26 protein-coding genes and 1 pseudogene are annotated in these 23582 nt (G+C 50.2%); 12 read left to right on the top strand and 15 right to left on the bottom strand.

The features are described from left to right. From ACO1NT_RS00510 to ACO1NT_RS00480, 7 genes and pseudogenes are all read right to left on the bottom strand, one after another. Nucleotides 1–816, bottom strand: a pseudogene (locus tag ACO1NT_RS00510) (hypothetical protein); the annotation flags it as partial. A 31-nt stretch (nucleotides 817–847) separates the two neighbouring features. After that, the gene (locus ACO1NT_RS00505) at nucleotides 848–1285 is read right to left on the bottom strand and encodes a hypothetical protein (RefSeq protein WP_449046351.1); all 438 of its coding nucleotides are present in this window, start codon (nucleotides 1283–1285) and stop codon (nucleotides 848–850) included. A 54-nt stretch (nucleotides 1286–1339) separates the two neighbouring features. Continuing rightward, nucleotides 1340–2503, bottom strand: a complete 1164-nt coding sequence (porV, locus tag ACO1NT_RS00500) for a type IX secretion system outer membrane channel protein PorV (protein WP_449046349.1) — start codon at nucleotides 2501–2503, stop codon at nucleotides 1340–1342. 16 nt (nucleotides 2504–2519) lie between these two features. Next, the gene (locus ACO1NT_RS00495; protein WP_449046348.1) at nucleotides 2520–3014 is read right to left on the bottom strand and encodes a T9SS type A sorting domain-containing protein; all 495 of its coding nucleotides are present in this window, start codon (nucleotides 3012–3014) and stop codon (nucleotides 2520–2522) included. Nucleotides 3015–3293: 279 nt separating this feature from the next. Next, nucleotides 3294–3689, bottom strand: coding sequence for a hypothetical protein (locus ACO1NT_RS00490; protein ID WP_449046347.1), 396 nt, complete (start codon nucleotides 3687–3689; stop codon nucleotides 3294–3296). Between the two features lie 175 nt (nucleotides 3690–3864). Continuing rightward, nucleotides 3865–4689, bottom strand: a complete 825-nt coding sequence (locus ACO1NT_RS00485; protein ID WP_449046346.1) for an AraC family transcriptional regulator — start codon at nucleotides 4687–4689, stop codon at nucleotides 3865–3867. 216 nt (nucleotides 4690–4905) lie between these two features. Next, complete coding sequence (locus ACO1NT_RS00480) at nucleotides 4906–5106, bottom strand: hypothetical protein (RefSeq protein WP_449046345.1); 201 nt, start codon at nucleotides 5104–5106, stop codon at nucleotides 4906–4908. A gap of 155 nt (nucleotides 5107–5261) precedes the next feature. On the opposite strand from ACO1NT_RS00480, the gene dnaN reads away from it, so the two are divergent. From dnaN to nadD, 6 genes are all read left to right on the top strand, one after another. Then, nucleotides 5262–6386 carry a DNA polymerase III subunit beta gene (dnaN, locus tag ACO1NT_RS00475; RefSeq protein ID WP_449046343.1) on the top strand — a complete coding sequence of 375 codons (1125 nt, stop codon included), beginning with the start codon at nucleotides 5262–5264 and terminating at the stop codon, nucleotides 6384–6386. A 5-nt stretch (nucleotides 6387–6391) separates the two neighbouring features. Then, nucleotides 6392–7048 (top strand): DedA family protein, encoded by a 657-nt coding sequence (locus ACO1NT_RS00470; protein ID WP_449046342.1) that lies wholly within the window; start codon nucleotides 6392–6394, stop codon nucleotides 7046–7048. Nucleotides 7049–7085: 37 nt separating this feature from the next. Beyond that, the gene (locus ACO1NT_RS00465) at nucleotides 7086–7667 is read left to right on the top strand and encodes a CAP domain-containing protein (RefSeq protein WP_449046340.1); all 582 of its coding nucleotides are present in this window, start codon (nucleotides 7086–7088) and stop codon (nucleotides 7665–7667) included. Between the two features lie 95 nt (nucleotides 7668–7762). Then, nucleotides 7763–8638 carry a YicC/YloC family endoribonuclease gene (locus ACO1NT_RS00460; RefSeq protein WP_449046338.1) on the top strand — a complete coding sequence of 292 codons (876 nt, stop codon included), beginning with the start codon at nucleotides 7763–7765 and terminating at the stop codon, nucleotides 8636–8638. A 4-nt stretch (nucleotides 8639–8642) separates the two neighbouring features. Next, nucleotides 8643–9215 carry a guanylate kinase gene (gene gmk, locus ACO1NT_RS00455; protein WP_449046337.1) on the top strand — a complete coding sequence of 191 codons (573 nt, stop codon included), beginning with the start codon at nucleotides 8643–8645 and terminating at the stop codon, nucleotides 9213–9215. A 10-nt stretch (nucleotides 9216–9225) separates the two neighbouring features. After that, a complete protein-coding gene (gene nadD / locus ACO1NT_RS00450; RefSeq protein ID WP_449046354.1) occupies nucleotides 9226–9804 on the top strand; it encodes a nicotinate (nicotinamide) nucleotide adenylyltransferase in 579 nt (192 codons plus the stop codon). Here nadD and ACO1NT_RS00445 read toward each other — a convergent pair whose 3' ends face one another. The 4 genes from ACO1NT_RS00445 to amaB all read right to left on the bottom strand — a co-directional run bounded on the left by ACO1NT_RS00445 (nucleotide 9805) and on the right by amaB (nucleotide 14304). Further along, entirely contained in the window at nucleotides 9805–10569 is a 765-nt protein-coding gene (locus ACO1NT_RS00445) for an SDR family oxidoreductase (protein WP_449046353.1), read from the bottom strand. It abuts the gene before it with no gap. Between the two features lie 30 nt (nucleotides 10570–10599). Beyond that, entirely contained in the window at nucleotides 10600–11730 is a 1131-nt protein-coding gene (locus ACO1NT_RS00440; protein WP_449046336.1) for a DUF4861 family protein, read from the bottom strand. A 17-nt stretch (nucleotides 11731–11747) separates the two neighbouring features. Beyond that, nucleotides 11748–12590, bottom strand: a complete 843-nt coding sequence (kduI, locus tag ACO1NT_RS00435) for a 5-dehydro-4-deoxy-D-glucuronate isomerase (protein WP_449046335.1) — start codon at nucleotides 12588–12590, stop codon at nucleotides 11748–11750. A 169-nt stretch (nucleotides 12591–12759) separates the two neighbouring features. Further along, nucleotides 12760–14304, bottom strand: coding sequence for an L-piperidine-6-carboxylate dehydrogenase (gene amaB / locus ACO1NT_RS00430; RefSeq protein ID WP_449046334.1), 1545 nt, complete (start codon nucleotides 14302–14304; stop codon nucleotides 12760–12762). Between the two features lie 318 nt (nucleotides 14305–14622). Between amaB and ACO1NT_RS00425 the strand changes: the two genes are divergently transcribed. The 6 genes from ACO1NT_RS00425 to ACO1NT_RS00400 all read left to right on the top strand — a co-directional run bounded on the left by ACO1NT_RS00425 (nucleotide 14623) and on the right by ACO1NT_RS00400 (nucleotide 20157). After that, the gene (locus tag ACO1NT_RS00425; RefSeq protein WP_449046332.1) at nucleotides 14623–16026 is read left to right on the top strand and encodes a tetratricopeptide repeat protein; all 1404 of its coding nucleotides are present in this window, start codon (nucleotides 14623–14625) and stop codon (nucleotides 16024–16026) included. A gap of 133 nt (nucleotides 16027–16159) precedes the next feature. Then, entirely contained in the window at nucleotides 16160–16915 is a 756-nt protein-coding gene (locus ACO1NT_RS00420; RefSeq protein WP_449046331.1) for a phosphosulfolactate synthase, read from the top strand. Nucleotides 16916–16917: 2 nt separating this feature from the next. After that, complete coding sequence (locus tag ACO1NT_RS00415) at nucleotides 16918–17670, top strand: shikimate dehydrogenase family protein (protein ID WP_449046330.1); 753 nt, start codon at nucleotides 16918–16920, stop codon at nucleotides 17668–17670. Continuing rightward, nucleotides 17652–18257, top strand: a complete 606-nt coding sequence (gene gldD / locus ACO1NT_RS00410; RefSeq protein ID WP_449046328.1) for a gliding motility lipoprotein GldD — start codon at nucleotides 17652–17654, stop codon at nucleotides 18255–18257. The genes ACO1NT_RS00415 and gldD overlap by 19 nt, the downstream gene beginning before the upstream one ends. 31 nt (nucleotides 18258–18288) lie before the next feature. Next, a complete protein-coding gene (locus tag ACO1NT_RS00405) occupies nucleotides 18289–18930 on the top strand; it encodes an MBL fold metallo-hydrolase (protein WP_449046327.1) in 642 nt (213 codons plus the stop codon). 3 nt (nucleotides 18931–18933) lie between these two features. Further along, the gene (locus ACO1NT_RS00400; protein ID WP_449046325.1) at nucleotides 18934–20157 is read left to right on the top strand and encodes an ABC transporter permease; all 1224 of its coding nucleotides are present in this window, start codon (nucleotides 18934–18936) and stop codon (nucleotides 20155–20157) included. 80 nt (nucleotides 20158–20237) lie between these two features. Here ACO1NT_RS00400 and ACO1NT_RS00395 read toward each other — a convergent pair whose 3' ends face one another. The 4 genes from ACO1NT_RS00395 to ACO1NT_RS00380 form a co-directional block, all read right to left on the bottom strand. Further along, nucleotides 20238–21059, bottom strand: coding sequence for a hypothetical protein (locus ACO1NT_RS00395; RefSeq protein ID WP_449046324.1), 822 nt, complete (start codon nucleotides 21057–21059; stop codon nucleotides 20238–20240). A 263-nt stretch (nucleotides 21060–21322) separates the two neighbouring features. Beyond that, entirely contained in the window at nucleotides 21323–22201 is an 879-nt protein-coding gene (locus ACO1NT_RS00390) for a hypothetical protein (protein ID WP_449046322.1), read from the bottom strand. Between the two features lie 62 nt (nucleotides 22202–22263). Further along, on the bottom strand, nucleotides 22264–22674 hold the full coding sequence (locus ACO1NT_RS00385; RefSeq protein ID WP_449046321.1) for a hypothetical protein: 411 nt from the start codon (nucleotides 22672–22674) through the stop codon (nucleotides 22264–22266). 218 nt (nucleotides 22675–22892) lie between these two features. Continuing rightward, a complete protein-coding gene (locus ACO1NT_RS00380; protein ID WP_449046320.1) occupies nucleotides 22893–23531 on the bottom strand; it encodes a hypothetical protein in 639 nt (212 codons plus the stop codon). Nucleotides 23532–23582 lie beyond the last annotated feature (51 nt).

Raw genomic sequence — 23582 nt, 5'->3', positions numbered from 1 at the left:
GGGGCCTGCCGGGCCGATATCACCTGCATCACCTTTTGCCCCTTGCGGACCTACAGGGCCAGCTGGACCTACGGGGCCTGCCGGGCCGATATCACCTGCATCACCTTTTGCCCCTTGCGGACCTACAGGGCCGGCTGGACCTATCGGGCCTTCGGGGCCGGCTGGACCTACGGGGCCTGCCGGGCCGACATCACCTGCATCACCTTTTGCCCCTTGCGGACCTACAGGGCCGGCTGGACCTATCGGGCCTTCGGGGCCGGCTGGACCTACGGGACCTGCCGGGCCGACCTCACCTGCATCGCCTTTCGTCCCTTGCGGGCCTACAGGTCCAGCTGGGCCTGCCGGGCCGACCTCACCTACATCGCCTTTCGTCCCTTGCGGGCCTACAGGGCCGGCTGGTCCCGGGTTGCCTCCTGCGGCATACAAAGCAAAAGGCACGCTCATCAATTGCATCGTACCCAAATCTGTATATGTGCCATTGTCTACTGCCACTTCAACTTTAACAAATTGATTGGCATCGCGCCACGGTATGTCCGAAAACGTTCCCTGCGAGGCCGATCCTTTGCCAATCTGCAACGTGAAAAGACCCAATGCATTGGTCTTTACCTGGTGTTCTTCCCGGTACTGCACCGCGCCATTCGCCGAACCACCTAAAATGGATATACGCACACCGACGTCTTTGTCCGCCATAACGGTTCCGTTGACATTGCGGGCAACCGCTTGGTAATTGATTCCGGTCAGTCCCGATTGTGCCTGCGCCCTTAAGACCAAAAGCGTCAGGAAAACGCCCATACCATATGAAAAATACCGCTTCATAACTTGTTCTTTTCTGATTAGCCAATTTGGTTCATTGCACTTCTTTTGCATTGCCCTGGGTGGGCGGTGCTTGCGCAGGAGATATCTCCTTGTCCACGGTCTTCTTCACTTCTTCCGACGACAATTCCGACGGCAGCTTATCGGCACCCGAGGCCCGCAAGTTTTGCGGGCCTGCCGTTGCCTGCCGCATGGCGCCCCCCGGTGGCGTGTAGTTATCGAAAATCTGCTCACGCAACGCTTGCGGCGTGGCCGGAGAAGCCGCGCCCGTAAGATTGACCGAGCGCATCTGTACCCGCTGTACGGTTTGGGGCGCGAATTTAAGTGCCGTTTTTTCGGTATCTTCCGGAGACTGCAAAGCACGTATACGCTTTTCCGAAACGCCACTTTCCGCGGTCTGTGCCTGCGTCTGCATGGCCGCGACCGACGCGAATGCCACGATTAACATGGCGTAGATTGTCTGCCTTTTCATATTTTGTTTGTTGTTGATGTTTGTACTGCTATGTTGTTATACAATCGATATTTCTCAATCCTGGTCCAGCATATTGTTTGGGTGGAAACTCACGGTGAATTTAAGTTCATTGCGAAACGTATACCGCCGCGCCATGGGCGCCAGGTAACCGATGTCTACCTGAAGTGATTTAACGCGAAACCCAACACCTGCAGCAAAATGCTGCCGATTACCCTTTTGGGGATCCTCATAGAAATAACCCGAACGGATAAAAAATTGACGATAATAACAAAACTCGAAGCCCCCTGATACTGCGTCCTCCGATAGCTCCTCGAAAATCCCCTCCCGCTCGTCGAAAAAGGAAGTAAACAAAGCCGTCGGCACACTCCGGTCGGGATCCCTCCCCTTTTCAATCTCAGTGGTTACATTCCCCTGTTCATTTATCCGATATTGGGGGCGTGACGGCACCAAAAGTTTAGTGATATCCAGTAATAACGTTAAGCGGTTATTGGGGTCATTGTTTAAGCCATACCCCACACCCATACGCAGGTTCATCGGCAGAAAGCTTTCCTTGGCATTGGTGTAGTTGAGTTTGGTGCCGATATTGGTTACGTTGATTCCCCAAGCAAAGCGCTTGCTAAATTGCCGCGAATTGATGTAACTCTTCTCCGAATACAGACCAAAGTCGACCGCAAAGGCATTGGCCTGGTCCATGTCTATGCCGTTGTAAGTGCCCGAACCGAGGTTGCTATGAATATACCGCGCCGTAAGTGCCATTGAAAAGTGTTCACCGAATAAACGGGCATAACTCGCATCGATGGAAATTTCACCGGCGTTATACCGCTGCGACAGATTGCCCATTTCGTCCCGGAAATTGATTTCGCCCATATCGAGGTATTTAACCGAAAGCCCGAGTGCTTCGCGTTGGCTAAGTCGATGGAAAGCAGTAAAATAGCCAAGATGCTCGTCTTTTACCAATTGGCGCATCCAGGGCGTATAAGAGAAGCTCAACCCCTTCTCGCCGGCAAAGTTCAACTTTGCTGCATTGACAAAGACCGAATTCGCATCCGGCAGAAGCCCCGTTCCCGCCTCAGCCACCCCCGTGGTCCGGGCATCCGGGCTTAATAGGAGAAAAGAGGCTCCGGTGGTGATGGTGCGGCCGCCAAGTTGGGCCGAAGCACCTTTGGTGAACACCGTTGCCATTACGATGCAGGCAAATGGTAAAATCTGGTGTCTCATGGCAGACTCTTGTAAGTTACTGGATGATTAATTTTTCGGTGTAGGTACGGTAACCTGTCCGGATCACAAGATAATACAGTCCGGATGCATAATTGCTAAGCGGTAGGTTGTAGGTCAAGCGGCCGGCAAATAGCTCCTTAGCTATTGTAGCGACCACCTGCCCCGCATTGTTCACCAACATGAATACCACACGCCCGTCCTGCAGCAAATCAAACTCAAGGTTCACTTGGTCCGAAGCCGGGTTGGGATAGACGATGAGGTCCTTAACGAACGGTGCTTCGGGCGGCTTAATCGGGCCTGTCACTTCGGGCTGCTGGAACCCTTGTGTAAGCAACAGGGGGCCTAAATCCAGCGTGGCCACCATCGGCTCACCAATCGTGTATTGGAATACCACGTGGCCCACAGTCCCCTCGTGGCCCGCATTGGCTACGACTTGCCTTACCAACTCTTGCGAAAATGCCGGGATTGCCGAGCAACAGAACAAACCACAGGCAAGAAAGACGGTTTTCATAAAGGGCTATATTTTAGGCCAATATCGGAAGTTCGGTAGAACCTGACAATACACCAAAATAGGTATTTCGTAATCCGCAGTTGTGCGAAAAACAGGCCGGTCCTCGACGAAACAATCGTACAGATGAGTAGGAATGATTTCATATGGGTAGATGTCGTAAATGCTTGACGCAAGTTATGAAAAAAATAAATTTATGTTGTAAATTAATTCCCCACCAATTTTCTCATCTTTTCGTGTCTTTGGGTTATCATCGTGTACGTTGAAAAAAACCTTCAAAGGCTAAAAGGCATCCCCAATACCCGCCTTCTCCCATAATATCAGCACCTGCTTATCCTCTGTATTGCCAACATATACGGGTATTTGCATTCCTTTTTTAATAAGAGACATATATATTGGATCAATTAGCTTTTTTTCGGAGCTGGCAAACGTAGCTCCGGAATCGGGCCGCACATGGAAGCTGAATTTGTACTGATGGATACTATTGACGATATTACCGGTTCTTTCTATGGATAACAGGGTAGCCATACCGGGGGTGCCGGTACGAATCAGTTCTTCGCGCTCCCGCTCCGAAGGGCCCGATTTAGAAAAGGTGGTGAAGATACCCCATGCCGAGGCGCCGAGGGCAAAGGTAACAACAAGAGCAGCCATTATTCCACCAACTGTTTTCCTTTTCATTCCGGTAGTATTTAGTTTAGATGGGATACTGGTCTCACTTTACACTTATTTCCAAAAAGCCTTCCATAAACTTTGTCCCGGGTTTCATATGCTCGCTTTTTTTCATAAAAGTATACGAGCACTAACGCATCAAATTGTAAAAAAGACGCAATTTTGAAAGGCAGCAGTATTTGCTTCATAAATGGGCGATATTACTTAACAACTCGTCGCCACATGAATACAAAGTCGGGGTTCTCCCGTAAAAAAGTTTAAACTCTTTTATAAAATGAGCCTGATCGTAATAACCAAAGTGATACGCCACATCTGTCCAACGAATATTTTGCTGCCGGCGGATGTACCTGAGTACGGTATTAAAGCGCGCGATAATCTGATACTGCTTGGGCGTAATACCCAACATGGTCTTGATTTGCCGGTCGAGCGTAGTTTTAGTAAAGCCTTCATCGTTACAAATTTCTTTTATTAACTGCGGCTCATTACATCGGGCAACCAACTGCCCCATAACATAAGCCATCCTATCCGCACTAGAGGGCTTTTTTCTTGAAATTAATAGTTGTAGTAAAAATTGTTCTACAATATCCTTGACAGTTGTGGGGGCTTGCGCCCCCTCGATCCGACCACGGATTTCGCGGACGATACGCTCTTCAAAGATGTTGGCAATGTCCTCGGATCCATCTGTAAAGTGGTGTTGGTCAATACCCAATAACCTGAAAGGACCACAGGGCTTAAAAACCACAAAAAGCAAACGATGCTGGTCTATTAGTTCAAGCGTATGGAAGCGGGTCGTTTGCCCCGTAAATGAGATGGACGGAGATTCTATAAAATTTCTGTCGTCGTTTTTAATAAAGCATTTCAAGCCATCGATTTTCACGGCCAAGATGGCACTACCCGCCGGAACGACGGATAATTTCTCGCGGTTGCCCGAAGTGCCTATAACGATAAAAACATAATGCTGAATATAGGGCTGCAATGCCGGATGCGGATAAAAAAGTTGTGGCTGCATTTTGACAGTGGTTTATATCCGTAATAAAGCAGGAGACAAACGTACATAAAACTTATCTTAGTGCAAGCAGCTTTTTTATTCGAACGCTACCTATTCAAAGTCATTTAACTTGACCCCATGGGCGCCCGTGTGCTGTTAGCCATCCTAGCCGATATCGCAATCTTCCATCAGCTGGGCACCTGCATGCGCACATGCCGTCCATTAAGCCCACCGAGCCTAGCGGATAAAAATTAAATAAATGAGGCCCATAATCACAATGGCGAGAATAACCGCCGCCCAGATCGTATTGCTAGCGGGACGATCATTTGGCTCATTGATGGCTTCCGGCGAGGGGGCCGGGTTTTCTTCGTGGGCCGTATAGTTATCTTCCGCTTCCGGCTTGCCGTCCTTGTCCGTTCGGTGACTGTGCGTTTCCATAGCATAAACCTTTGGTGCTGGTAGTTATAACAATCCGCCAAAACGATTGTTTGAAGGTGACGGTCATTTGCCGTCCCCTTCTGCCATCCAAATCACAATCTCATTTGCCGAATGCCAAATCTTTTCCTTATCATTGCACATCATATTATTCGGACATGAGATTCATTGTATCTACTTCCATTTTATTAAAACAACTACAAGCCATCAGCGGAGCCTCTAGCAGTAGTACCGTACTCCCGATATTGGAAAATTTCTTGTTTGAAATTAAGGATAATGTGCTGACTATTTCGGCTACCGATTTGCAAACCAGCATGGTTACTTCCCTGCCTATTGAGGCGAAGGAAGAAGGGCGCGTAGCCATGCCGTCCAAAATATTGATTGAGACACTCAAAACGCTTCCCGACCAGCCCGTTGCATTTTCGGTAGACACCGCTACGCTAGCCATTGAAATCAGTGCCGGTGATGGTAAGTACAAACTCAGTGGTGAAAATGCGGAAGATTTCCCGAAGATTCCCGTGGTAGATAATGCTTCGTCGGTAACCATACCTGCTTCCGTACTGGCCGAGGCCATCAACAAAACGATATTTGCGGTCAGCAACGACGAGTTGCGCCCGGCCATGTCGGGTGTGCTGGTGCAACTGGCCGAGCAATCCGCCACTTTCGTAGCGACCGACGCACATAAACTCGTGCGCTACCGACGGAAGGATATCAGCACCGAAAGCCCCACATCGTTGATTTTGCCCAAAAAGGCGCTTTCACTGCTGAAATCATCGTTGCCGATCGAAGACACCGCCGTGGCTGTGGAATATAACAGTACGAACGCTTTTTTCAAGTTTGGCAATATCCACTTGATTTGCCGGTTGATTGATGAGCGCTATCCCGATTACGAAGCGGTAATCCCCCAGGTCAACCCCAATAAGTTGACGCTCGATCGGCATACGTTCCTTAACTCATTGCGCCGGGTGGTCATCTTTGCCAACAAAACAACGCACCAAGTGAGGCTGAAGATTTCGGGTAGTGAGCTTAACATCTCGGCCGAAGATCTGGACTTTTCCAACGAAGCGCACGAACGGTTGAGCTGCCAGTTCGAGGGCGAAGACATGGAAATCGGCTTCAATGCGAAGTTCCTTGTGGAAATGCTAACCAACCTCGACAGCGAGGAGGTTGTCATCGAAATGAGTACGCCTAACCGCGCGGGATTATTAATTCCCGCTGTGTCGGAAGAAGACGAGGACATTCTGATGTTGGTTATGCCCGTCATGTTGAATAATATGGGTTAACGGCATTGGAGCTTATCTATTCACTGATTGATTTTGTTCTTCATATCGACCAACATTTGGTCGAAATCGTCAACGAGTATCAAACATGGACCTACCTCATCCTATTTCTCATTATTTTCATTGAGACAGGTATCGTGGTGATGCCCTTTCTTCCGGGAGACTCCCTGTTGTTCGCAGCCGGAATGCTTGCCGCCCAGCCCAACGAGCTCAATGTCGGGATTGTCATCCTCCTTTTGTTAGTGGCGGCAATTACCGGGGACTCCCTCAACTACGCCATCGGAAAACGTTTCGGGATGCAGGTGACCAAATTCAAGCTTTTTGGCAAACAGGTCATCAAAGAAGAGCAATTAGAAAAAACACACTCGTTTTACGCCAAATATGGCAGTAAGACCATCGTAATTGCCCGCTTTGTGCCGATTGTCAGAACATTGGCGCCGTTTGTAGGCGGAATCGGAAGAATGAACTACGGCACTTTTTTAACCTATAATGTGATAGGGGCCGTTTTATGGGTAGTGGGTATTACCTTGGCGGGATATTTTTTGGGCAATATCCCCATTATAAGGGATAACTTTTCAAAAGTGGTGTTGCTAATCATCGTCATCTCCATCCTGCCCATTATTTTCGAATTGGTAAAAGAAAAGTTCCGGAAAAACGCGGCATAATCCTTGCGTATTTTACGATACCATAATGATTTCGCCTATGAGGATAATTGCGTGTTTAGCCGCATGCTGGCTTTTTTCTGCCTTTTCGGCACCACTTCCAGTCCGGCCAAAGATAGAACGTAAAGAGGCCTTGGCCGCCTTTACCCTGATCAATAAGATCCGTCAAAATCCGCGTGCCTTCCGCCGTGAGCTGCATTTAAGCCCCCGCACACCCATAACCCAGACCCCATTGCGGTGGAACCCCACACTGGCAAACGTTGCCGAGATGAGGGCCTTGGATATGGCCCGACGCGATTATTTCGACCATACCGACCCAGACGGATTCGGCCCCAATTACCACATCAACCGCGCCGGTTATACATTGAATCCCGACTGGCTGAAACGCCGCGCAGCGAATAACTTTGAATCCATCGGCGCAAACCACCCAACAGCCATCGATGGGGTAAAAGCGATGATTATTGGTCGGAACTCACCCGGCTACGGTCACCGTAAGCACTTGCTCGGCATGGATGAGTGGAATGGCTCCTTACAGGATATCGGTATCGGCTACGTGCGTGTACCTTCGGGAAGCACGTACCAATCATACCTGTGCATCCTCATCGCCAAGCACGATTGGTAGCGAATGCACCGGCAGCTGCTGGGCGAATAGGCTGCGACAACAAGCAATGTAAGACGAAGCTGTCAAAAGCTGGCAGCTAATTATTACATTTGCACATGATTAAATCCATGACTGGTTATGGCATCGGGACCAGAGATAACCAGAAGGTAAAGTATACCGTCGAAATCAAATCGCTGAACTCAAAATTCCTGGAGCTTAACCTGCGGCTTCCCAAGGCATTCTCAGACAAAGAACTCATGCTGCGGGGCGAATGTTCCCGGCTCATTGAACGGGGAAAAGTAAACCTTAACGTAGGGGTGGAATACATCGACCAAACCGCGGGGGCGGCAACCATCAACGCTCCCTTGCTCAAGGGCTACTATAAGCAGCTTGAAGCCATCGCACGCGACCTCAACACCGACCAAGGAAACCTTTTTGAATTGGCGCTCAACATGCCCGAGGTGATCAGCCATAACGAAGAACAGGCTGACGAGTCAGAGGCGGCTCTCCTCGTGGGCGCATTCCAGGATGCGGTGGCGCAACTCAACCGCTTCCGTGCCGACGAGGGCGCCGTGCTGAAACAGGATTTGGCAGCACGCACACAAGGTATCGAGCGCCTGCTCACTGAGGTTGAGGCTGTGGAGACAAATCGGATCCCCCTCATCCGCGAACGGATAGGCCAGTACCTTGATGAGGCTGTGGGCAAAGAGCAGGTGGACATGAACCGCTTTGAACAGGAACTCATCTTTTACATAGACAAGCTCGACATCACCGAAGAGAAGGTACGGCTCCGGAGCCACTGCAACTATTTCCTCCAAGCACTCGAAGATGCTGATGCAAATGGAAAGAAATTAGGCTTCATTTCGCAGGAAATGGGCCGCGAGATCAATACGCTGGGGTCCAAGGCAAATCACGCCGGTATCCAACAAGTGGTGGTACGGATGAAAGAAGAGCTCGAAAAAATCAAGGAACAATTGCTAAACGTACTGTGACGCCATGGAAGGTAAACTCATCATTTTTTCTGCACCCTCCGGCGCCGGTAAGACCACCATCGTGAAGCGCCTGCTCGCGGACCACCCCGACAAAATCTCATTTTCCATCTCTGCCAGCACCCGGCAGCCGCGCACCGGCGAAGTAAACGGCAAAGATTATTATTTCATCTCGAAGGAAGAATTCCTACACCGGATTGCCAAAAAGGAATTCATCGAGTTCGAAGAAGTTTACTCAGGTACCTTCTATGGCACGCTGCGGGCCGAAGTAGATCGGATATGGGCTACGGGAAAGCATGTCATCTTCGACATCGACGTCGAGGGTGGCCTCCATCTAAAACGCAAATTCGACGACCGGGCACTGGCGGTATTTGTACAACCCCCATCGTTAGATGTGCTGGCAGCGCGTCTCCGTGGGCGCGGCACCGACAACGAAGAGAAGCTCCAAGAGCGCATCGTAAAAGCGGAAAAAGAATTGGGATATGCCGACCGGTTTGATGTCATCCTCCAAAACGATGACTTGGAAAAGGCATGTGCTGAAGCCGAACGGCTATTGCTGGGCTTCCTCGGCGAAACATAAACAGAAACGTATGCAATATATCGGGTTGTTTTTCGGATCGTTCAACCCCATTCACACGGGTCACCTCATCATTGCCAATTACATGGCAAATTATACGGAACTGGACGAGGTCTGGCTGGTCGTAACCCCGCACAACCCACTGAAAAAGAAAGACTCGCTAATTAATCAGTATGATCGCCTGGAGATGGTAAACCTCGCCATCGAAAAAGCGGAAAACATCCGAAGCTGCACCATCGAATTCTCCCTGCCACAACCGTCGTACACGATAGACACACTCACCCATCTAAACGAAAAGTACCCAGAAAAGGCGTTCGTTCTCATCATGGGATCGGATAACCTGGTCTCTTTCCATAAATGGAAGAACTACGAGATGATCCTGCGGAGCCATCGCATCTTGGTATACCCACGACCGGATTTCCCCACCCCGGCCGAGTTCGTCGGCCATTCCGCAGTCACGATCACCGATACGCCGCTGATGGAGTTTTCGTCTACCTTCATCCGAAACGCTGTGAAAACCGGCAAAGACATCCTTTACTTCGTTCCCGACGGCGTCAAAGCCTTCATCGAAGGCAAAGGGTTGTATCGGTAGTTACCTTCCCATCCACCCACCGTCTACGGTCAGCACGGTCCCATGGACATAATTAGCGGCGTCGGATGCGAGGAATACAGCCGGCCCTTTGAAATCGTCCGGCTCGCCCCAGCGGCCCGCGGGAATACGTTCCAGGATAGAGCGGCTACGCTCAGGGTCATTGCGCAACGCTTCGGTATTGTCTGTAGCGATGTATCCAGGTGCGATTGCATTGACATTGACTCCCTTTGACGCCCACTCATTGGCAAATGCCTTGGTAAGCTGGGCGACCGCGCCCTTGGAAGCCGCATAGCCCGGCACGTTGATGCCACCTTGGAAGGTAAGGAGGGAGGCGGTGAAAACAATTTTCCCACTTCCACGCCCCACCATGTCCTTGCCGATCTCTCGGGTAAGGATAAATTGGGCGTTCTGGTTGATTTCGATGACCCGGTCCCAATAGTCATCCGGGTGCTCGATAGCAGGCTTACGCAAGATCGTCCCTGCGTTGTTGAACAGAATATCGATCCGGGGATGGTCCGCTTTCACTTGTTCAATAAATGTATAAAGCGATTCACGGTTACCGAAGTCCGCCTGGTAAGCGTAGAAACGGCGGCCCGTGGCTTCCACGGCTTTGGATACGCCGCTCCCCTCCAACTCCAGCGACGCCGAAACACCGATCACGTCCGCTCCCGCAGCGGCCAACCCTTCGGCGATTGCCTTGCCGATGCCCCGCTTGCAGCCCGTCACCAAGGCTATTTTTCCACTCAGATCGAATTTATCTCTTATCATCTCAAAAAATCTAATCGAATAAAATGTTCATTTGATCTCCACTTGCAATGGGAAGGTTTCCTTCTCCTTCGCCGCCCGCAGGTATGCAAACCATTCATCTGCCGACGCGATACGGCCCCCACGGTCCCACGCACCCCCGTTATAATACACAATAGGTTCGCTATCGTGGGCCGTAAGTACCGAAAGGTATTGCTTGGGCTGCGCAATGAACTGTTCGAATGGTCCATCCGTTAAGATCACGCCCACTCCCGTGGTACCATGCGCCGCGTCGGTTGGTTCCCAATAGCCAAACATACCGTTATCTTTCTCGCTAAGGAGCCTGCCTTCCGTCGCCCGGCGCGATACCCCAATCGCCACAGGAAGGGTCCCGTCGCCATCGATGGAATAGATAACCTCAACACGGTTCAACTGGGAACCGACATCCAGGGTATACCGCTTGCTCACCGAAACGGTTTTTTCGCCCACCTGCCAAGGTTCATAGTCCAGTTGGAATGTGGTGCGCAGCGGACCATTGTCCAGCACCTCATGCCCACGATAATGTTTCGAATAAACTACTTCGCCCCCGGCCAGCGGGGCAACGTCTCCCGCACCCAATGTCATGCCCACCGAATAGTAATCCATGCCTTCTCCATGGTCGGTATGGTAGTCGCCGTTAGCATACCATTTATCCACAACCAACCCCGGGGTCCGCTTCGACCATAGGTCTAAACCGTGGGCATCATCAGGACGTCCCTCCAGTGCCTTTCCGTACATCCGGAAAGCAACGACATCATTTTCCCAAGCGAAGTCATCATACCGTTCGGGTACATACCTTGCAAACGTCTTGGTCGGCACGGGTGCCGGGGCGGCCTTCTCGACGAGGAGCTCAACATTGCCCGATGCCGGGACCGACACATAGAGCAGGATATGCTGCGGCGAGGGTCTTCCCTGGGTCTCCAGTTGGTAGGGTATTTCAGCACCATTTGCCGCATTCACCACTTTGAATACGCTGTCCGATCCAAAAGCTGTGACAAACGCTTCATAGGGAACGGCGACAAGCTCATGCCGTTCAATACCCAATGGGTTGGTTACCACGATGGAAGGGGATTGTTCGTGGCCTCCGCACGCCATCGCTGCCACCGCTAGCGGCAACAAACTGTAAGCCTTCAACTTGTTCATAATCATTTTAATGCTAGTTATTTGAGGTCCGTAATGGCACATCCATCCATATCGCCATAATCCAAGTTTTCGCCTGCCATGCCCCAAATAAAGGTGTAGTTACTGGTCGCTGCACCGGCATGCACCGACCACGGGGGTGAAATGACCGCTTGTTCATTCTGCATCCAGATGTGGCGCGTTTCCTGCGGTTGGCCCATGAAATGGCTTACCGATTGTCCATCGGGCACTTCAAAGTAAAAATAGACTTCCATACGGCGGTCGTGCGTATGCGCGGGCATGGTATTCCATACGCTCCCCGTTCTAAGCTCGGTCATGCCCATCTGCAGCTGGCAGGTATCGACCACGCTTGCCACGAGCAACTTGTTGATGACCCGATGGTTGGCGGTTTCCAAGCTCCCGAGTTCCACGACCTCCGCCTCTGCCTTGGTTACCTTCTTGGTGGGATAGGCCTGATGCGCCGGAGCCGAATTAAGGTAAAATTTGGCCGGATCGGCGGCGTCATTGCTCGAAAATATAACTTCTCTGCTCCCCTTGCCCACATATAGCGCCTCCTTGAAGCCCAGCGTATATTCCTCCCCGTCAACCGTCACCTGCCCGCTTCCGCCAACGTTGATCACACCCAGCTCGCGCCGTTCGAGAAAATAAGGAGCCTTCAATGCATCGATGGTTTCCAGTTCGATGGGCTTATTTACCGGCTTTGCGCCTCCGGCGATATAGCGATCGTAATGGGTATATACCAATTGGATTTCATCGTCGGCAAACACCGTTTCGATCAGAAAGTTTTCTCGTAGGCCAGCCGTGTCCAAGCCTTTTGTTTCCACGGGTCCCAATGCATAACGGGATTCATAATGTACGCTCATTCCGCTTTTCGTTGATTTTGTTTATATTTTGTTTTGTATCGGCCACCAAATACCCGGTGGCGCGACTAAGATAAGGACATTTTATATAGGTTGCAAACGTTTACACTGTTGTTTTGCACAGTCGGATGGTGATGATGAAGCCGGACCCACAGGTCCGACCACGGGTGGGTCAAAAATCGAATTTGATTCCCTGCGCCAAGGGCAGTGAGTCCGAATAATTGACCGTGTTGGTCTGTCGGCGCATGTAGGCCTTCCAAGCATCCGACCCGGATTCGCGGCCCCCTCCCGTGTCCTTTTCGCCGCCGAATGCGCCGCCGATTTCCGCCCCCGACGTGCCGATGTTGACATTCGCGATACCACAGTCCGACCCGCTCGCCGCCAGGAATTGTTCCGCTTCGCGGACATTTAGTGTCATGATCGCCGAAGACAGCCCTTGGGGCACATCATTCTGCATGCGGATGGCGTCATCGAGCGAAGCATACCGCATCATATACAATATCGGGGCAAAGGTTTCCGTCTGAACGATCGCCATATCGGGCGAAACCTCGGCGACGCATGGCTTTACATAACAACCCGATTCGTATCCTTCGCCTGTCAGCACCCCTCCCTCTACCAGGAAGTGGGCACCTTCGCTTTTGCACCGGGCGATCGCCGCTTCATACTTGTCTACCGCTTCCCGGTCGATCAGGGGTCCCACATGGTTGTGTTCATCTAACGGGTTGCCGATACGGAGCTGTGCGTAGGCCCCGGCCAGCCGCTCCTTAAAAGCCTCGTAAACCGCCTCCTGGATAATCAATCGCCGCGTGGTCGTGCACCGCTGCCCGGCCGTACCCACAGCGCCGAACACTGCCGCGGGAAGTGCAACGTCCAAATCGGCATGCGCCGTAATGACCATGGCGTTGTTCCCTCCCAATTCTAAAATACTTTTGCCCAGCCGCGACGCTACGGTCTCCGCCACCGCTTTGCCCATTCGCGTGGAACCTGTAGCCGACACCAACGCAATCCGACGGTCGCCGGCAAGTCGCTCGCCGAGCTCCCGTCCCCCCTGCACCAAACACGAAATGCCATCGGGCATGCCGTTCCGCGCCAACACAGCAGCAACAAGCCGTTGGCATGCCGCCGCCGTGATGGGGGTTTTCTCCGACGGTTTCCACACGCATACATTCCCACAAACCCATGCAATCGCCGCGTTCCAACTCCACACGGCCACCGGGAAATTGAAGGCGGAAATGATACCCACCACACCCAGCGGATGCCACTGCTCATACATCCGGTGGCCCGGTCGCTCCGACGGCATAGTAAGGCCATAGAGCTGCCGGCTCAAGCCGGTTGCGAAATCACAGATGTCAATCATCTCCTGCACCTCGCCAAGGCCCTCTTGGAGACTCTTGCCCATTTCATAGGACACCAATGTGCCGAGATCCTGTTTGTGCTTACGGAGCTCTCCACCGAACTGCCTCACGATTTCCCCGCGTTGCGGACCAGGTACCTGCCTCCAGTGGGCGAACGCCGATACCGCGCAATCAACCACATCGTCGAATGCTTCAGCGGTGGTTAGCCCCACCGATGCGATATGCCGGCCATCCACCGGAGAATGGCTGCCCATGCCGGCTTCCTGCCCCGTTCCACATGCCGTTCCGGTACTCCAAGCCGGGTTTTCGGTTTTGATCCCCAACCGGTCGAGTATCTTCGAAATATCAATTGCTTCCTTCATGCTAACTGGTTTTGATGGTGCTGTGCCTATACCAAAGATACACTTTTCGATTAGTATTACGTATCTTTGCATCGTTATTTGGAACCCACTTGGTGAATAATGAAAAAGGGAACGCAAGGAGTTCGTGTTGAAGGGAGTTCGTTTGTTGACAACCCCACATGTCGTAAGCAGTTGATTTTCTATGGGTTTTGACCGAATATTGAAAATTGTTGAAAACTTGTGTTCACAATATCATCCGACAAGCCCTATTTTGTTATCATCAAAAAGCGACTCAGGTAAGGTCCGCTAAGGTGTTAGTTCTTAAACAAGGAGAGATAGATGGAAGACGATTTCGAATATGGGCCCGCTGAAGACCCTAAGCTTTCGGTGGAGCGCTACGAAGAAATGATTCGCAATAAGGATCAATACTTTTTTGACGCGCAAGCTTTTGAGGGGATCATTGACTATTACATGGAGAAGAATGACCCGATAAAAGCACTGCAGGTTGTTGATTATGCCGTTAGTCAGCACCCGTTTGCCGCGGTCTTTTACCTCAAACAAGCCCAGCTGTTTGCAGTAACGAACCAGTTCGCCCACGCCCTTGATGCGTTGGATAAAGCCGAAACGCTCGAACCGTCCGAAGGGGACATTTACCTGATCAAGGGCGGCATACTGGGCAGCCTGGAACGTTACGACGAAGCCTTCCGGAGCCTCAATAAGGCCCTCGAACTGGCGGAGAATCCGGATGATATTTATTTGCAAATAGCGCTTTTGTATCAAAATAAGGGCGATTACGATGACGCCATCCACTACCTGAAACGCAGCTTGGAGCAAAATATGGAAAACCAGGATGCCCTGTACGAGCTGGCTTTTTGCTATGACGTGCTCGATAGGCAGGAAGAGAGCATCGGGTTTTATAAACAGTATATCGATAACGATCCCTACTCGTATGCCGGGTGGTACAACCTCGGCAACGCCTACCACAAGCTAGGCCGATACCCCGAGGCTATCGATGCCTACGATTACGCCATACTCATCAAAGACAATTTTGCGTCGGCTTATTTCAATAAAGGTAACGCACTGGTGAATCTCGACAAATACAGTGAGGCCATAGACGTGTACAAGCAGACCTTCGAATATGAGCCACCCGGGGCGGAGACTTATTGTGCCATCGGCGAATGCTACGAGAAGTTGGAACAGATGGACGAAGCCCGGTCTTATTACAAGAAAGCGGTCAAAATCGATGTCGCGTTGGCAGACGCATGGTTCGGGATCGGCGTAACGCTTGACTATGAAGAGCGCTACTTCGAATCGTTGCACTTCTACAAGAAAGCACTCGACCTCGAACAAGACAACCCCGATTACTGGTTTGCCATTGCCGATGCGAGATACAAACTCAAGCAATTCGACGAGGCAGAAGCCGCTTATGAGAAAGTGGTGGAACTCAATCCCATAGATCTGGAAGCATGGCTCGACTATTCGTCTATCCTTTACGAACGCGACAAGCTGGAACGGGCCATCGAAACCATTGCCGAAGCCATCAAGAACAATCCCGATGGCGCTGAACTATACTACCGCATGGTGGCTTACCTGATTGCCGCGGGCAGGTATAACGAAGCATTGAACTACCTCGAACTGGGGCTTGGCGCAGACCCACAGAAACACGGCGTGTTGTTTGAATATCTGCCCCAATTGCGCGACAATAGGGCCATCGCCGAAGTGATCAGGAAATACATGCCCTAACCCCGAAACCTATGGTAAATGGCCACCGGTATGCAGGCCCGTTGCATGGGCGTATTTCAGAAAATTTTCAGATTTTTTCTGGTTATTTGCCTATAATATTCCATTTTCGCCACTAACAACAATTTGCATATAGATGAATTTTCAGCTTAATAATGTTCCTTCACGAACGCAAAAACCCAGAAATAACGGGTTAACTATGGTCATGGACAAAGGGCTTAGCGTACGCCAGGCCGAAGACCTCATGGCCGTGGGCGCGGCGTATATCGATTTTGTGAAATTGGGGTGGACTACCGCCTATATCATCCCACAATTGGAGGAGAAGCTGGCCGTTTATCGCAACGCGGGCGTACATCCTTATTTCGGGGGTACCTTGTTCGAGGCATTTGTCGCCCGCGACCAATTCGACGAGTTCCTTCGCGTGGTAGAAAAATTCGGGCTGGCGTATGCCGAGGTGTCCGATGGGTCCATCACGCTGCCACATGAGAAAAAATGCGAATACATCGCTGCCGTTGCACAACATGCTACCGTGATTTCGGAAGTGGGATCGAAAGACAATACCAAGATCATGGCTCCCTATAAATGGATTTCGCTGATGAAGGCCGAGTTGGAAGCCGGCACATGGCGGCTCATCGCCGAATCGCGCGAAAGCGGCAATGTGGGCCTTTACCGCGAGTCGGGCGAGGTGAGGCAGGGGCTTGTCGACGAAATACTCAACGAGATTCCCAACGAAAAAATCATTTGGGAGGCGCCCCTCAAAGCACAGCAGGTATATTTCATCAATCTCGTGGGTCCCAACGTCAACCTCGGCAATATCAATACCAATGAAATCATCGCCCTAGAAACCACCCGGATGGGACTCCGGGGCGATACGTTCCATAATTTTATTTAGCGATGAAGACGTTCGGGCTGATCGGCTTCCCGCTGGCACACTCCTTTTCCAAGAAATACTACGATGCGAAGATCGAGCGGGAGCGAATCCCGGGGGTAGGCTACGAACTGTACCCCATCCCCGACATTACGGATTTCCCCGGTTTGGTCGAGAAACACCCGCGGCTGATGGGGGTTAACGTAACCATTCCCTATAAAATAGCGGTAATGGATTACGTCGACCGGTTGTCTCCCGAAGCGGAAGCCATTGACGCGGTCAACTGCATCCGTATCGAGCGCGGAAACAGCGGCAAACCCATACTGACCGGTTACAATACCGATATATATGGTTTTACCGAATCGTTGAAGCCCCTGCTCAAGCCCCACCATAATGCCGCACTCGTCCTCGGCAACGGGGGGGCAGCCAAAGCCGTTTCCTTTGCCCTCGGCAAGTTGGGGATTGCCCACACCCTTGTTTCGCGGTCGGCCCGGCCGGGACAGCTTGGGTACGCGCAGTTGGATTCTGCCGTCATCGGGATCCATCCCCTCATCATCAACACCACCCCGTTGGGTACCTTCCCCCATGTTGCAGACTGCCCCGACATCCCGTATCACCTGCTGGACGACCGGCACCTCCTTTACGACCTCGTCTACAACCCGGCGGAAACCGCGTTTCTAAAACAGGGCAAGGTAAGGGGTGCGGCCATCAAGAACGGACTTGAAATGCTCGAGCTCCAAGCCGAGCGGAACTGGGAAATATGGAACGCGGGCGGATAAGGTTGTCTTCTACCCTGTGGGTGGCCCCTTTCCTCCTCCTCGCCCTCTGTGCTTGGGGTTGCCAGCGACATTATTCGCCGAAGCCCCGTGGCTATTTCCGTATCGAACTCCCCGAGAAAACCTATACCTCCTTTTCTCCTGCCGATTGTCCCTATTCGTTCGACATCCCCCTATATGCAGAGATGGTGCCCGATCGGTCGGCAGATGCGCAGCCTTGTTGGACAGATGTTTATTTTCCGCGGTTCAACGCTCGCATCCACCTGAGTTACATGGCCGTTTCCAGCCCCGAAAACTTCCGTGAGCTCGTGGAGGATGCCCGTACATTCGCCTTCAACCACACCGTCAAAGCCACAGCCATCGACCAGCAACGCATCCGCCGCCCCGAAGCCGGTGTGTATGGGCTCAAGTACGAAATCAGCGGCAACACCGCCTCCAATATCCAGTTTTTCGTTACCGACAGCACGCACCATTACTTGCGGGGTGCACTTTATTTCCACGAAAAGCCGCGGTTGGATTCCATACAACCGGTATTGGAATTCCTCAAAGCCGATATCGATACCCTGATCGGCTCCTTGCGGTGGAAATGAATAGATGCGCAAAAAGCCCTACATTTGCCCTATGATCCATATCAAATCGTTCGTGTGCAACCCTTACCAGGAGAATACCTATGTATTATATGATGATACGGGGTCCGCGGCCATCGTGGACCCGGGCATGTACGGCCCGCAGGAAGAAAAAAAACTGAGCGACTTTATCAGCGCCGAGGGGTTGAAGCCGGAATTGTTACTCAATACGCATTGCCATATCGACCATGTGCTGGGCAACCGGTATGTGTACGAAACGTATGGCCTGTTGCCGCAGTTCCACGAGGGCGAACTACCCCTCCTCATCGAAGTACAGAACTACGCCCCCCAAATGGGCATACGGTACGATGTATCGCCCATTGCCGAATCATTCCTCCCCGCGTCAGGGGCCGTCACATTCGGCAGGCAGGAGCTGGCGCTTATCTTCGCACCCGGCCATTCGCCCGCTCACCTGTGTTTTTATAGCAACGCCCACGGGTTCCTTATGGGGGGAGATGTCCTTTTCCGGAACAGCATCGGCCGTACCGATTTGCCGGGGGGTAATCACCAACAGTTATTGGATAGCATCGCGCAGCGGCTTTATGTGCTGCCGGAAAACACCGTTGTATATCCGGGCCACGGACCGGAGACCACTATCGGCCACGAGAAGAAGACCAATCCGTTTATCAGGGGGTAGCCTATGAACACCGCACTATACCTCGCCAAGCGTTACCTCTTTTCGAAAAAAACGGTCAATGCCGTCAATATCATTTCCGGTATCAGCGTGGTCGGCGTATTGGTCAGCAGTGCATCGCTCATCATTATCCTGTCGTTTTATAACGGGCTGGAAAAACTGGTCCTCTCCATGTTCGGCGCATTTGCACCCGAGCTCCGTATCGAACCCGCTACAGGCAAGGGCTTCGTGGTGGATTCGGCACTTACCTACACATTGGAAAGCCGCACCGATGTGCACACCTACCGTGAGGTATTGCAGGAACGCGTATTGCTGCGCTATGGGGAGGGTCAATACATCGCCACCATCAAAGGGATCACCGTAGACGGCAAGGTGCCGCAGCACATGGATACCCTATTGCAACGCGGACACTTCGCGTTGCACCGGGACGGCGAGGATTACGCCGTGATGGGCGCGCGCGTGCAGGGCATGCTTGGGGTATCGCTGAATGACGAGTCGCGCGTGATTGAGGTCTTTTCACCCCGCAAGGGCAGCACACCCGGCGGTCTCAATCCAGCGGATGATTTCACTATGCGGACCATACGACCCAGCGGCGTATTGCAATACCAACCGGAGTTTGACGACCTGCTGATCGTGCCCCTGGCATTTGCACGGGAGGTCGTGGGCGAATATGCCCGGGTATCGGCCATCGAAATCAACCTCGTGCCCGGCAGCGATGTTCCGGCCGTGCAACAAGCGCTTTCCGCCACCTTGGGCAGCGATTTCGTCATAAAAGACCGTGAGCAGCAAAACCCCACGCTATACAAAATCGTGCGCACGGAAAAGTGGGCCGTTTTCGTCATCATTGCTTTTACGGGCATCATTGCCCTCTTCAACATCGTGGGTTCGCTGACCATGCTGGTCATCGACAAAAAGAAAGACATCTCGGTACTAATGGGCTTGGGAGCGAATGATGGCCTCATCCGCCGCGTTTTCTTTTATGAGGGTCTGCTCATATCGCTCATCGGCTGCGTGGCCGGGTTGGTACTGGGCCTGCTTTTTTGCCTTTCGCAACAAGCCTTCGGCTGGGTCCGGTTTGGCGAAGGCGAAAACCTGATTACCGAAGTTTACCCCGTGGATATCCGATACAGCGATTTCCTGCTGGTTTTCCTTACCGTATTCGTTATTTCCGCCCTTATTTCATTGGTGTCTTCGCGCCTGAGCGTAAAGCAGACCGTACGGTTGTCTTGATGTGGGCCTGCTTTTTCGAGGGACCATTCGAAAGCGATATATTAACCAGTTAACCTAATGACTTGACAATATAAACAGAATCATCTAATAATCTCGCCATTATTTGAAGTTCTTCTTTCTAGAATCACTACCGGTTCTTTTGATGGAATGAATTTCCTATACTTCTCAGTAATTTCATATTCAAACCCTTCCCAAACCTTGGTGTTATCATCATATCGAAATGCCAAACGCTGCACTTTATTATTATCTTTTGTGGTAAATTCAAGAATACGATAGTCTTCATAGTGGATTCCTGGAGGTGAAAAACTTACCGTTCCCGCTTTGTAAGTTATCCACTCTGGATGGCCTTCGATTTGCCCATTTAGTTTAAACTTAACATTTGTTCCTATTCCGTTAATCGAAGTGCGGTAATCGCCGGAAAGCAATACTGAATAGTAAGTGGTATAAGGCTTCTCGAATGCATACGGCCCTAAACTTTTGATAAAATAGATACTGTCAATCCTCATACCCCTTTTGTAGTCCATTTCAAGTAGCATTCTATCGGGATTCTCATAGGATATGAAAAAGCGGGTATCGTCATATTGCCCCTCCCGAAAATATTTTAGGTTCAATATGAGTGGCCGAATCAGTTTCTTCTTTTTTCCTTTCTTCTTTATTTTGGGCTTGTTAAGTTTTCCGTGGAAGGATAAGACATAAAGTTCCTCGTCGCATATCGCAATGGCTTGTACGGGCCCGCTAAACCTCGGATAATTTGAAATGGTGTGTTTCGTCAGGATATCTTCTATCGCTTTTTCGGGCAGCCATATTTCTTCACAATCCGTCCATCGTTCCGGCAGTTGCGCAAACAGCGGTTGCATACACATGTGCAGCGTGAGACAACTCATTAGAATGCGGATAATCATAATTTTCAATCTAACGGATAAAACCAAATTCCCTCTGCGTCATAATATCCAGATTGAGTAAGGCCGTACCCTGCATAAACGTCTATATGGTTTAAACCTAGCATACTAAAATAATATGCTATAGCAATATGCGGGAAGCTTCGTTGTCCCATATTTCCAATACAAAGTTATTGACTTTCAAGTTAATTTTGATGTTTGTCGTTAGTGATCAGAACTGTTACCTTTGGCATTTATAATTCTATCTAAATAAAGAAATCTAAACGTTATTTTTTTGGTTTCGGTGAGGGAACTTGCCCCTTAACCGCTTCAATAACATCCGGCTTTCCGACTACTTTGGTCACTGGCTCTATACTGATAATCCTTTTTAACAGGAAAACATTATAGTGGTCAAATTGAAGGGTATTTGGCGTTATACCTTGTAAAGACGTTGGCTTTTCATTAACTTCAAACGCCTCCCATTCACCCTTAAGTACCCAGAACTTCCCTACATATGTGTTGTTGTACCAAGTAAACACGTCGTTTGTTGCTTTGAGTTTATTCATGTCGATTTGGGGCTCCGATTCGGCCCCCGAAAATATATGGTCAATCGAATGATAAAACTCATTTTGTGCTCCTTCCACCAACGAAGAAGAAAGATAAACGTCGTTAAACATATAGATGTACGGGTGATTGCTTACGAGGTCTCTGAAATGTAATGCAATGTGTATAGGATCTCCATTGCTGAGTTTTTTATCATTTGGCAGTATTTGACAGGAAAAAAAATCTTCGGCAGACCCCATGCTGAAGCGCTCAATGGCCTTCCCTTCTGCATCGATGCTATCGACCGCTGGCGGCAGGCCCGGCACTAAAACGTTCTGACCGCCCATTAAATATACAAGAAGAGCCTCTTTCTCCACAATCCCTTTACGCTCATATTGGAGCTGGGCATATGCAGGATCAACTCGCAGAGTTAAAATAACAACAATAAATAGGCAACAAATTCTGAAAAGAATGCCAGCAAGGTCAATATTAAAAACGAAGTGATAATGCTGGGATGAGCTCAGTATTGGCATTTTATATTCAATACATTTCCTAGTATCTAACGTCTCTATTTCTTTCTGCAATAGCTCCAATGCCAATCGAACTTCTTGATTTCTTTTCATAATTATTTGATTTATAATTCCTAGAATAGCCCCAAAAATATGTGGGCAATATACGGTGATTATTAATCTACATATCGGATTACCCCTGCGGTTTCATCTATGATCTTTTCAATCTGTTCATGGGTTGTCGGTTCTTTAAAGAAATAGCTGATTTCGATGCAACCTCTACCTTTCTTCTGGATGAAAACGACCTTGCTGTATGGATACTTTTCCTCGTACATAGAGGTGCAGTTTCGGTAGAACTCGCCTCCGTTGTCTGCATTGTATTTCTTGATGAGAAAATTTGGTTTATAGTAGGTGATTTTGTGATTGATTGTGTCGGCAAAGCGTATGATATGCGCAAGATACACCTTGTCGGAATCATATTCAGGTTGCCATGCGGCTATTTCTTTCGTAAAAGCTTCAGCCAAGGGCCGTAACACAGCAAACCCGATCCGGATGCTATTGTCGCCATTGCCTATCGTATAAATCATCGTATTGTTTATTTCCCGTTGAAGGCAGGTGAAATCCTTACCGGAGTCAAGCTCACGGAAACCTTCTGGCATACTGAAAGTCGCACCTACCGTCTCTAACGCTGTCTTAAACCTCGTGTCGATTGCCCTAGTAGCTTGCGCTGATGCATGATGGTTAAAAAACGAATTAAATGAAAATGCAAGGCAAAACGCTAGTGCCGTCCTCTTTGAAGAAACAATCATAACGTTTGATCTTTAAAACAAATAATCCCCGCCGTTTGGTCGATTACATCCATCACGTAATCCTTGGCACTGTCAGTATAGAAGTAGGTTATTTCGATATGCCCCCGACCACGTTTGTAGACAAAGACGATTTTATGGTATGGATACTTATCTTCATAGGGAAGGGTGCAGTTCCGGGTATACATCGCCCCGATATCCGCATTGAATTTTTTCAGATGTTGGTTGTTAAAAAACAACACCTCATGATTAATCGTGTCTGCTTGGGCTTTTATGGTGTTTAGGTGGGCCATTTTAACTTCAAAATTGGGGTTTTGCCGCCTCATTCGGTTTAAAATCCTTTCCGAAGGCTCGCTGACAAACGAAAATGCAATACGGATGCTACTGTCCCGATTGCATATCGTATAAAGCATGGCGTTTGTAATATTGTAATCCCCACATGGAAATCGCCTACCAGCGTCTAGCTCTGAAAAGTTGTCCGGCATGGTGAATTCGGCATTAAAACTAGTGAGACCACCTGCCATCCTTTTAAAGTACTTTTCCTGATAGGAAACAAAGGAAGCACTGATAAAACCTACCCACAAGAAACCGATCAACACTTGGCTGCTGAATCGCGGTACAACCCATTCCTTGGTCATTGCTTTTCCAGATTTCGTTAACGCTTACCGATCTATCGATAAACACTTAAG

The sequence above is a fragment of the Parapedobacter sp. genome (assembly GCF_053550995.1).
Note: the sequence above shows the minus strand (reverse complement) of the source record. Positions and strands in the feature narration are given on the sequence as shown.

Bases quoted from the DNA above. Each gene is read 5' to 3' on its own strand.
- gmk (WP_449046337.1), top strand. From the start codon at position 8,643: ATGGAAGGTAAACTCATCATTTTTTCTGCACCCTCCGGCGCCGGTAAG.
- ACO1NT_RS00395 (WP_449046324.1), bottom strand. From the start codon at position 21,059: ATGATTATCCGCATTCTAATGAGTTGTCTCACGCTGCACATGTGTATG.
- amaB (WP_449046334.1), bottom strand. From the start codon at position 14,304: ATGAAGGAAGCAATTGATATTTCGAAGATACTCGACCGGTTGGGGATC.
- porV (WP_449046349.1), bottom strand. From the start codon at position 2,503: ATGAGACACCAGATTTTACCATTTGCCTGCATCGTAATGGCAACGGTG.
- ACO1NT_RS00505 (WP_449046351.1), bottom strand. From the start codon at position 1,285: ATGAAAAGGCAGACAATCTACGCCATGTTAATCGTGGCATTCGCGTCG.
- ACO1NT_RS00480 (WP_449046345.1), bottom strand. From the start codon at position 5,106: ATGGAAACGCACAGTCACCGAACGGACAAGGACGGCAAGCCGGAAGCG.
- ACO1NT_RS00385 (WP_449046321.1), bottom strand. From the start codon at position 22,674: ATGATTTATACGATAGGCAATGGCGACAATAGCATCCGGATCGGGTTT.
- ACO1NT_RS00485 (WP_449046346.1), bottom strand. From the start codon at position 4,689: ATGCAGCCACAACTTTTTTATCCGCATCCGGCATTGCAGCCCTATATT.
- ACO1NT_RS00425 (WP_449046332.1), top strand. From the start codon at position 14,623: ATGGAAGACGATTTCGAATATGGGCCCGCTGAAGACCCTAAGCTTTCG.
- ACO1NT_RS00415 (WP_449046330.1), top strand. From the start codon at position 16,918: ATGAAGACGTTCGGGCTGATCGGCTTCCCGCTGGCACACTCCTTTTCC.
- ACO1NT_RS00460 (WP_449046338.1), top strand. From the start codon at position 7,763: ATGATTAAATCCATGACTGGTTATGGCATCGGGACCAGAGATAACCAG.
- gldD (WP_449046328.1), top strand. From the start codon at position 17,652: ATGGAACGCGGGCGGATAAGGTTGTCTTCTACCCTGTGGGTGGCCCCT.
- ACO1NT_RS00390 (WP_449046322.1), bottom strand. From the start codon at position 22,201: ATGAAAAGAAATCAAGAAGTTCGATTGGCATTGGAGCTATTGCAGAAA.
- ACO1NT_RS00380 (WP_449046320.1), bottom strand. From the start codon at position 23,531: ATGACCAAGGAATGGGTTGTACCGCGATTCAGCAGCCAAGTGTTGATC.
- ACO1NT_RS00420 (WP_449046331.1), top strand. From the start codon at position 16,160: ATGAATTTTCAGCTTAATAATGTTCCTTCACGAACGCAAAAACCCAGA.
- kduI (WP_449046335.1), bottom strand. From the start codon at position 12,590: ATGAGCGTACATTATGAATCCCGTTATGCATTGGGACCCGTGGAAACA.
- ACO1NT_RS00490 (WP_449046347.1), bottom strand. From the start codon at position 3,689: ATGAAAAGGAAAACAGTTGGTGGAATAATGGCTGCTCTTGTTGTTACC.
- ACO1NT_RS00405 (WP_449046327.1), top strand. From the start codon at position 18,289: ATGATCCATATCAAATCGTTCGTGTGCAACCCTTACCAGGAGAATACC.
- ACO1NT_RS00440 (WP_449046336.1), bottom strand. From the start codon at position 11,730: ATGAACAAGTTGAAGGCTTACAGTTTGTTGCCGCTAGCGGTGGCAGCG.
- dnaN (WP_449046343.1), top strand. From the start codon at position 5,262: ATGAGATTCATTGTATCTACTTCCATTTTATTAAAACAACTACAAGCC.
- nadD (WP_449046354.1), top strand. From the start codon at position 9,226: ATGCAATATATCGGGTTGTTTTTCGGATCGTTCAACCCCATTCACACG.
- ACO1NT_RS00400 (WP_449046325.1), top strand. From the start codon at position 18,934: ATGAACACCGCACTATACCTCGCCAAGCGTTACCTCTTTTCGAAAAAA.
- ACO1NT_RS00495 (WP_449046348.1), bottom strand. From the start codon at position 3,014: ATGAAAACCGTCTTTCTTGCCTGTGGTTTGTTCTGTTGCTCGGCAATC.
- ACO1NT_RS00465 (WP_449046340.1), top strand. From the start codon at position 7,086: ATGAGGATAATTGCGTGTTTAGCCGCATGCTGGCTTTTTTCTGCCTTT.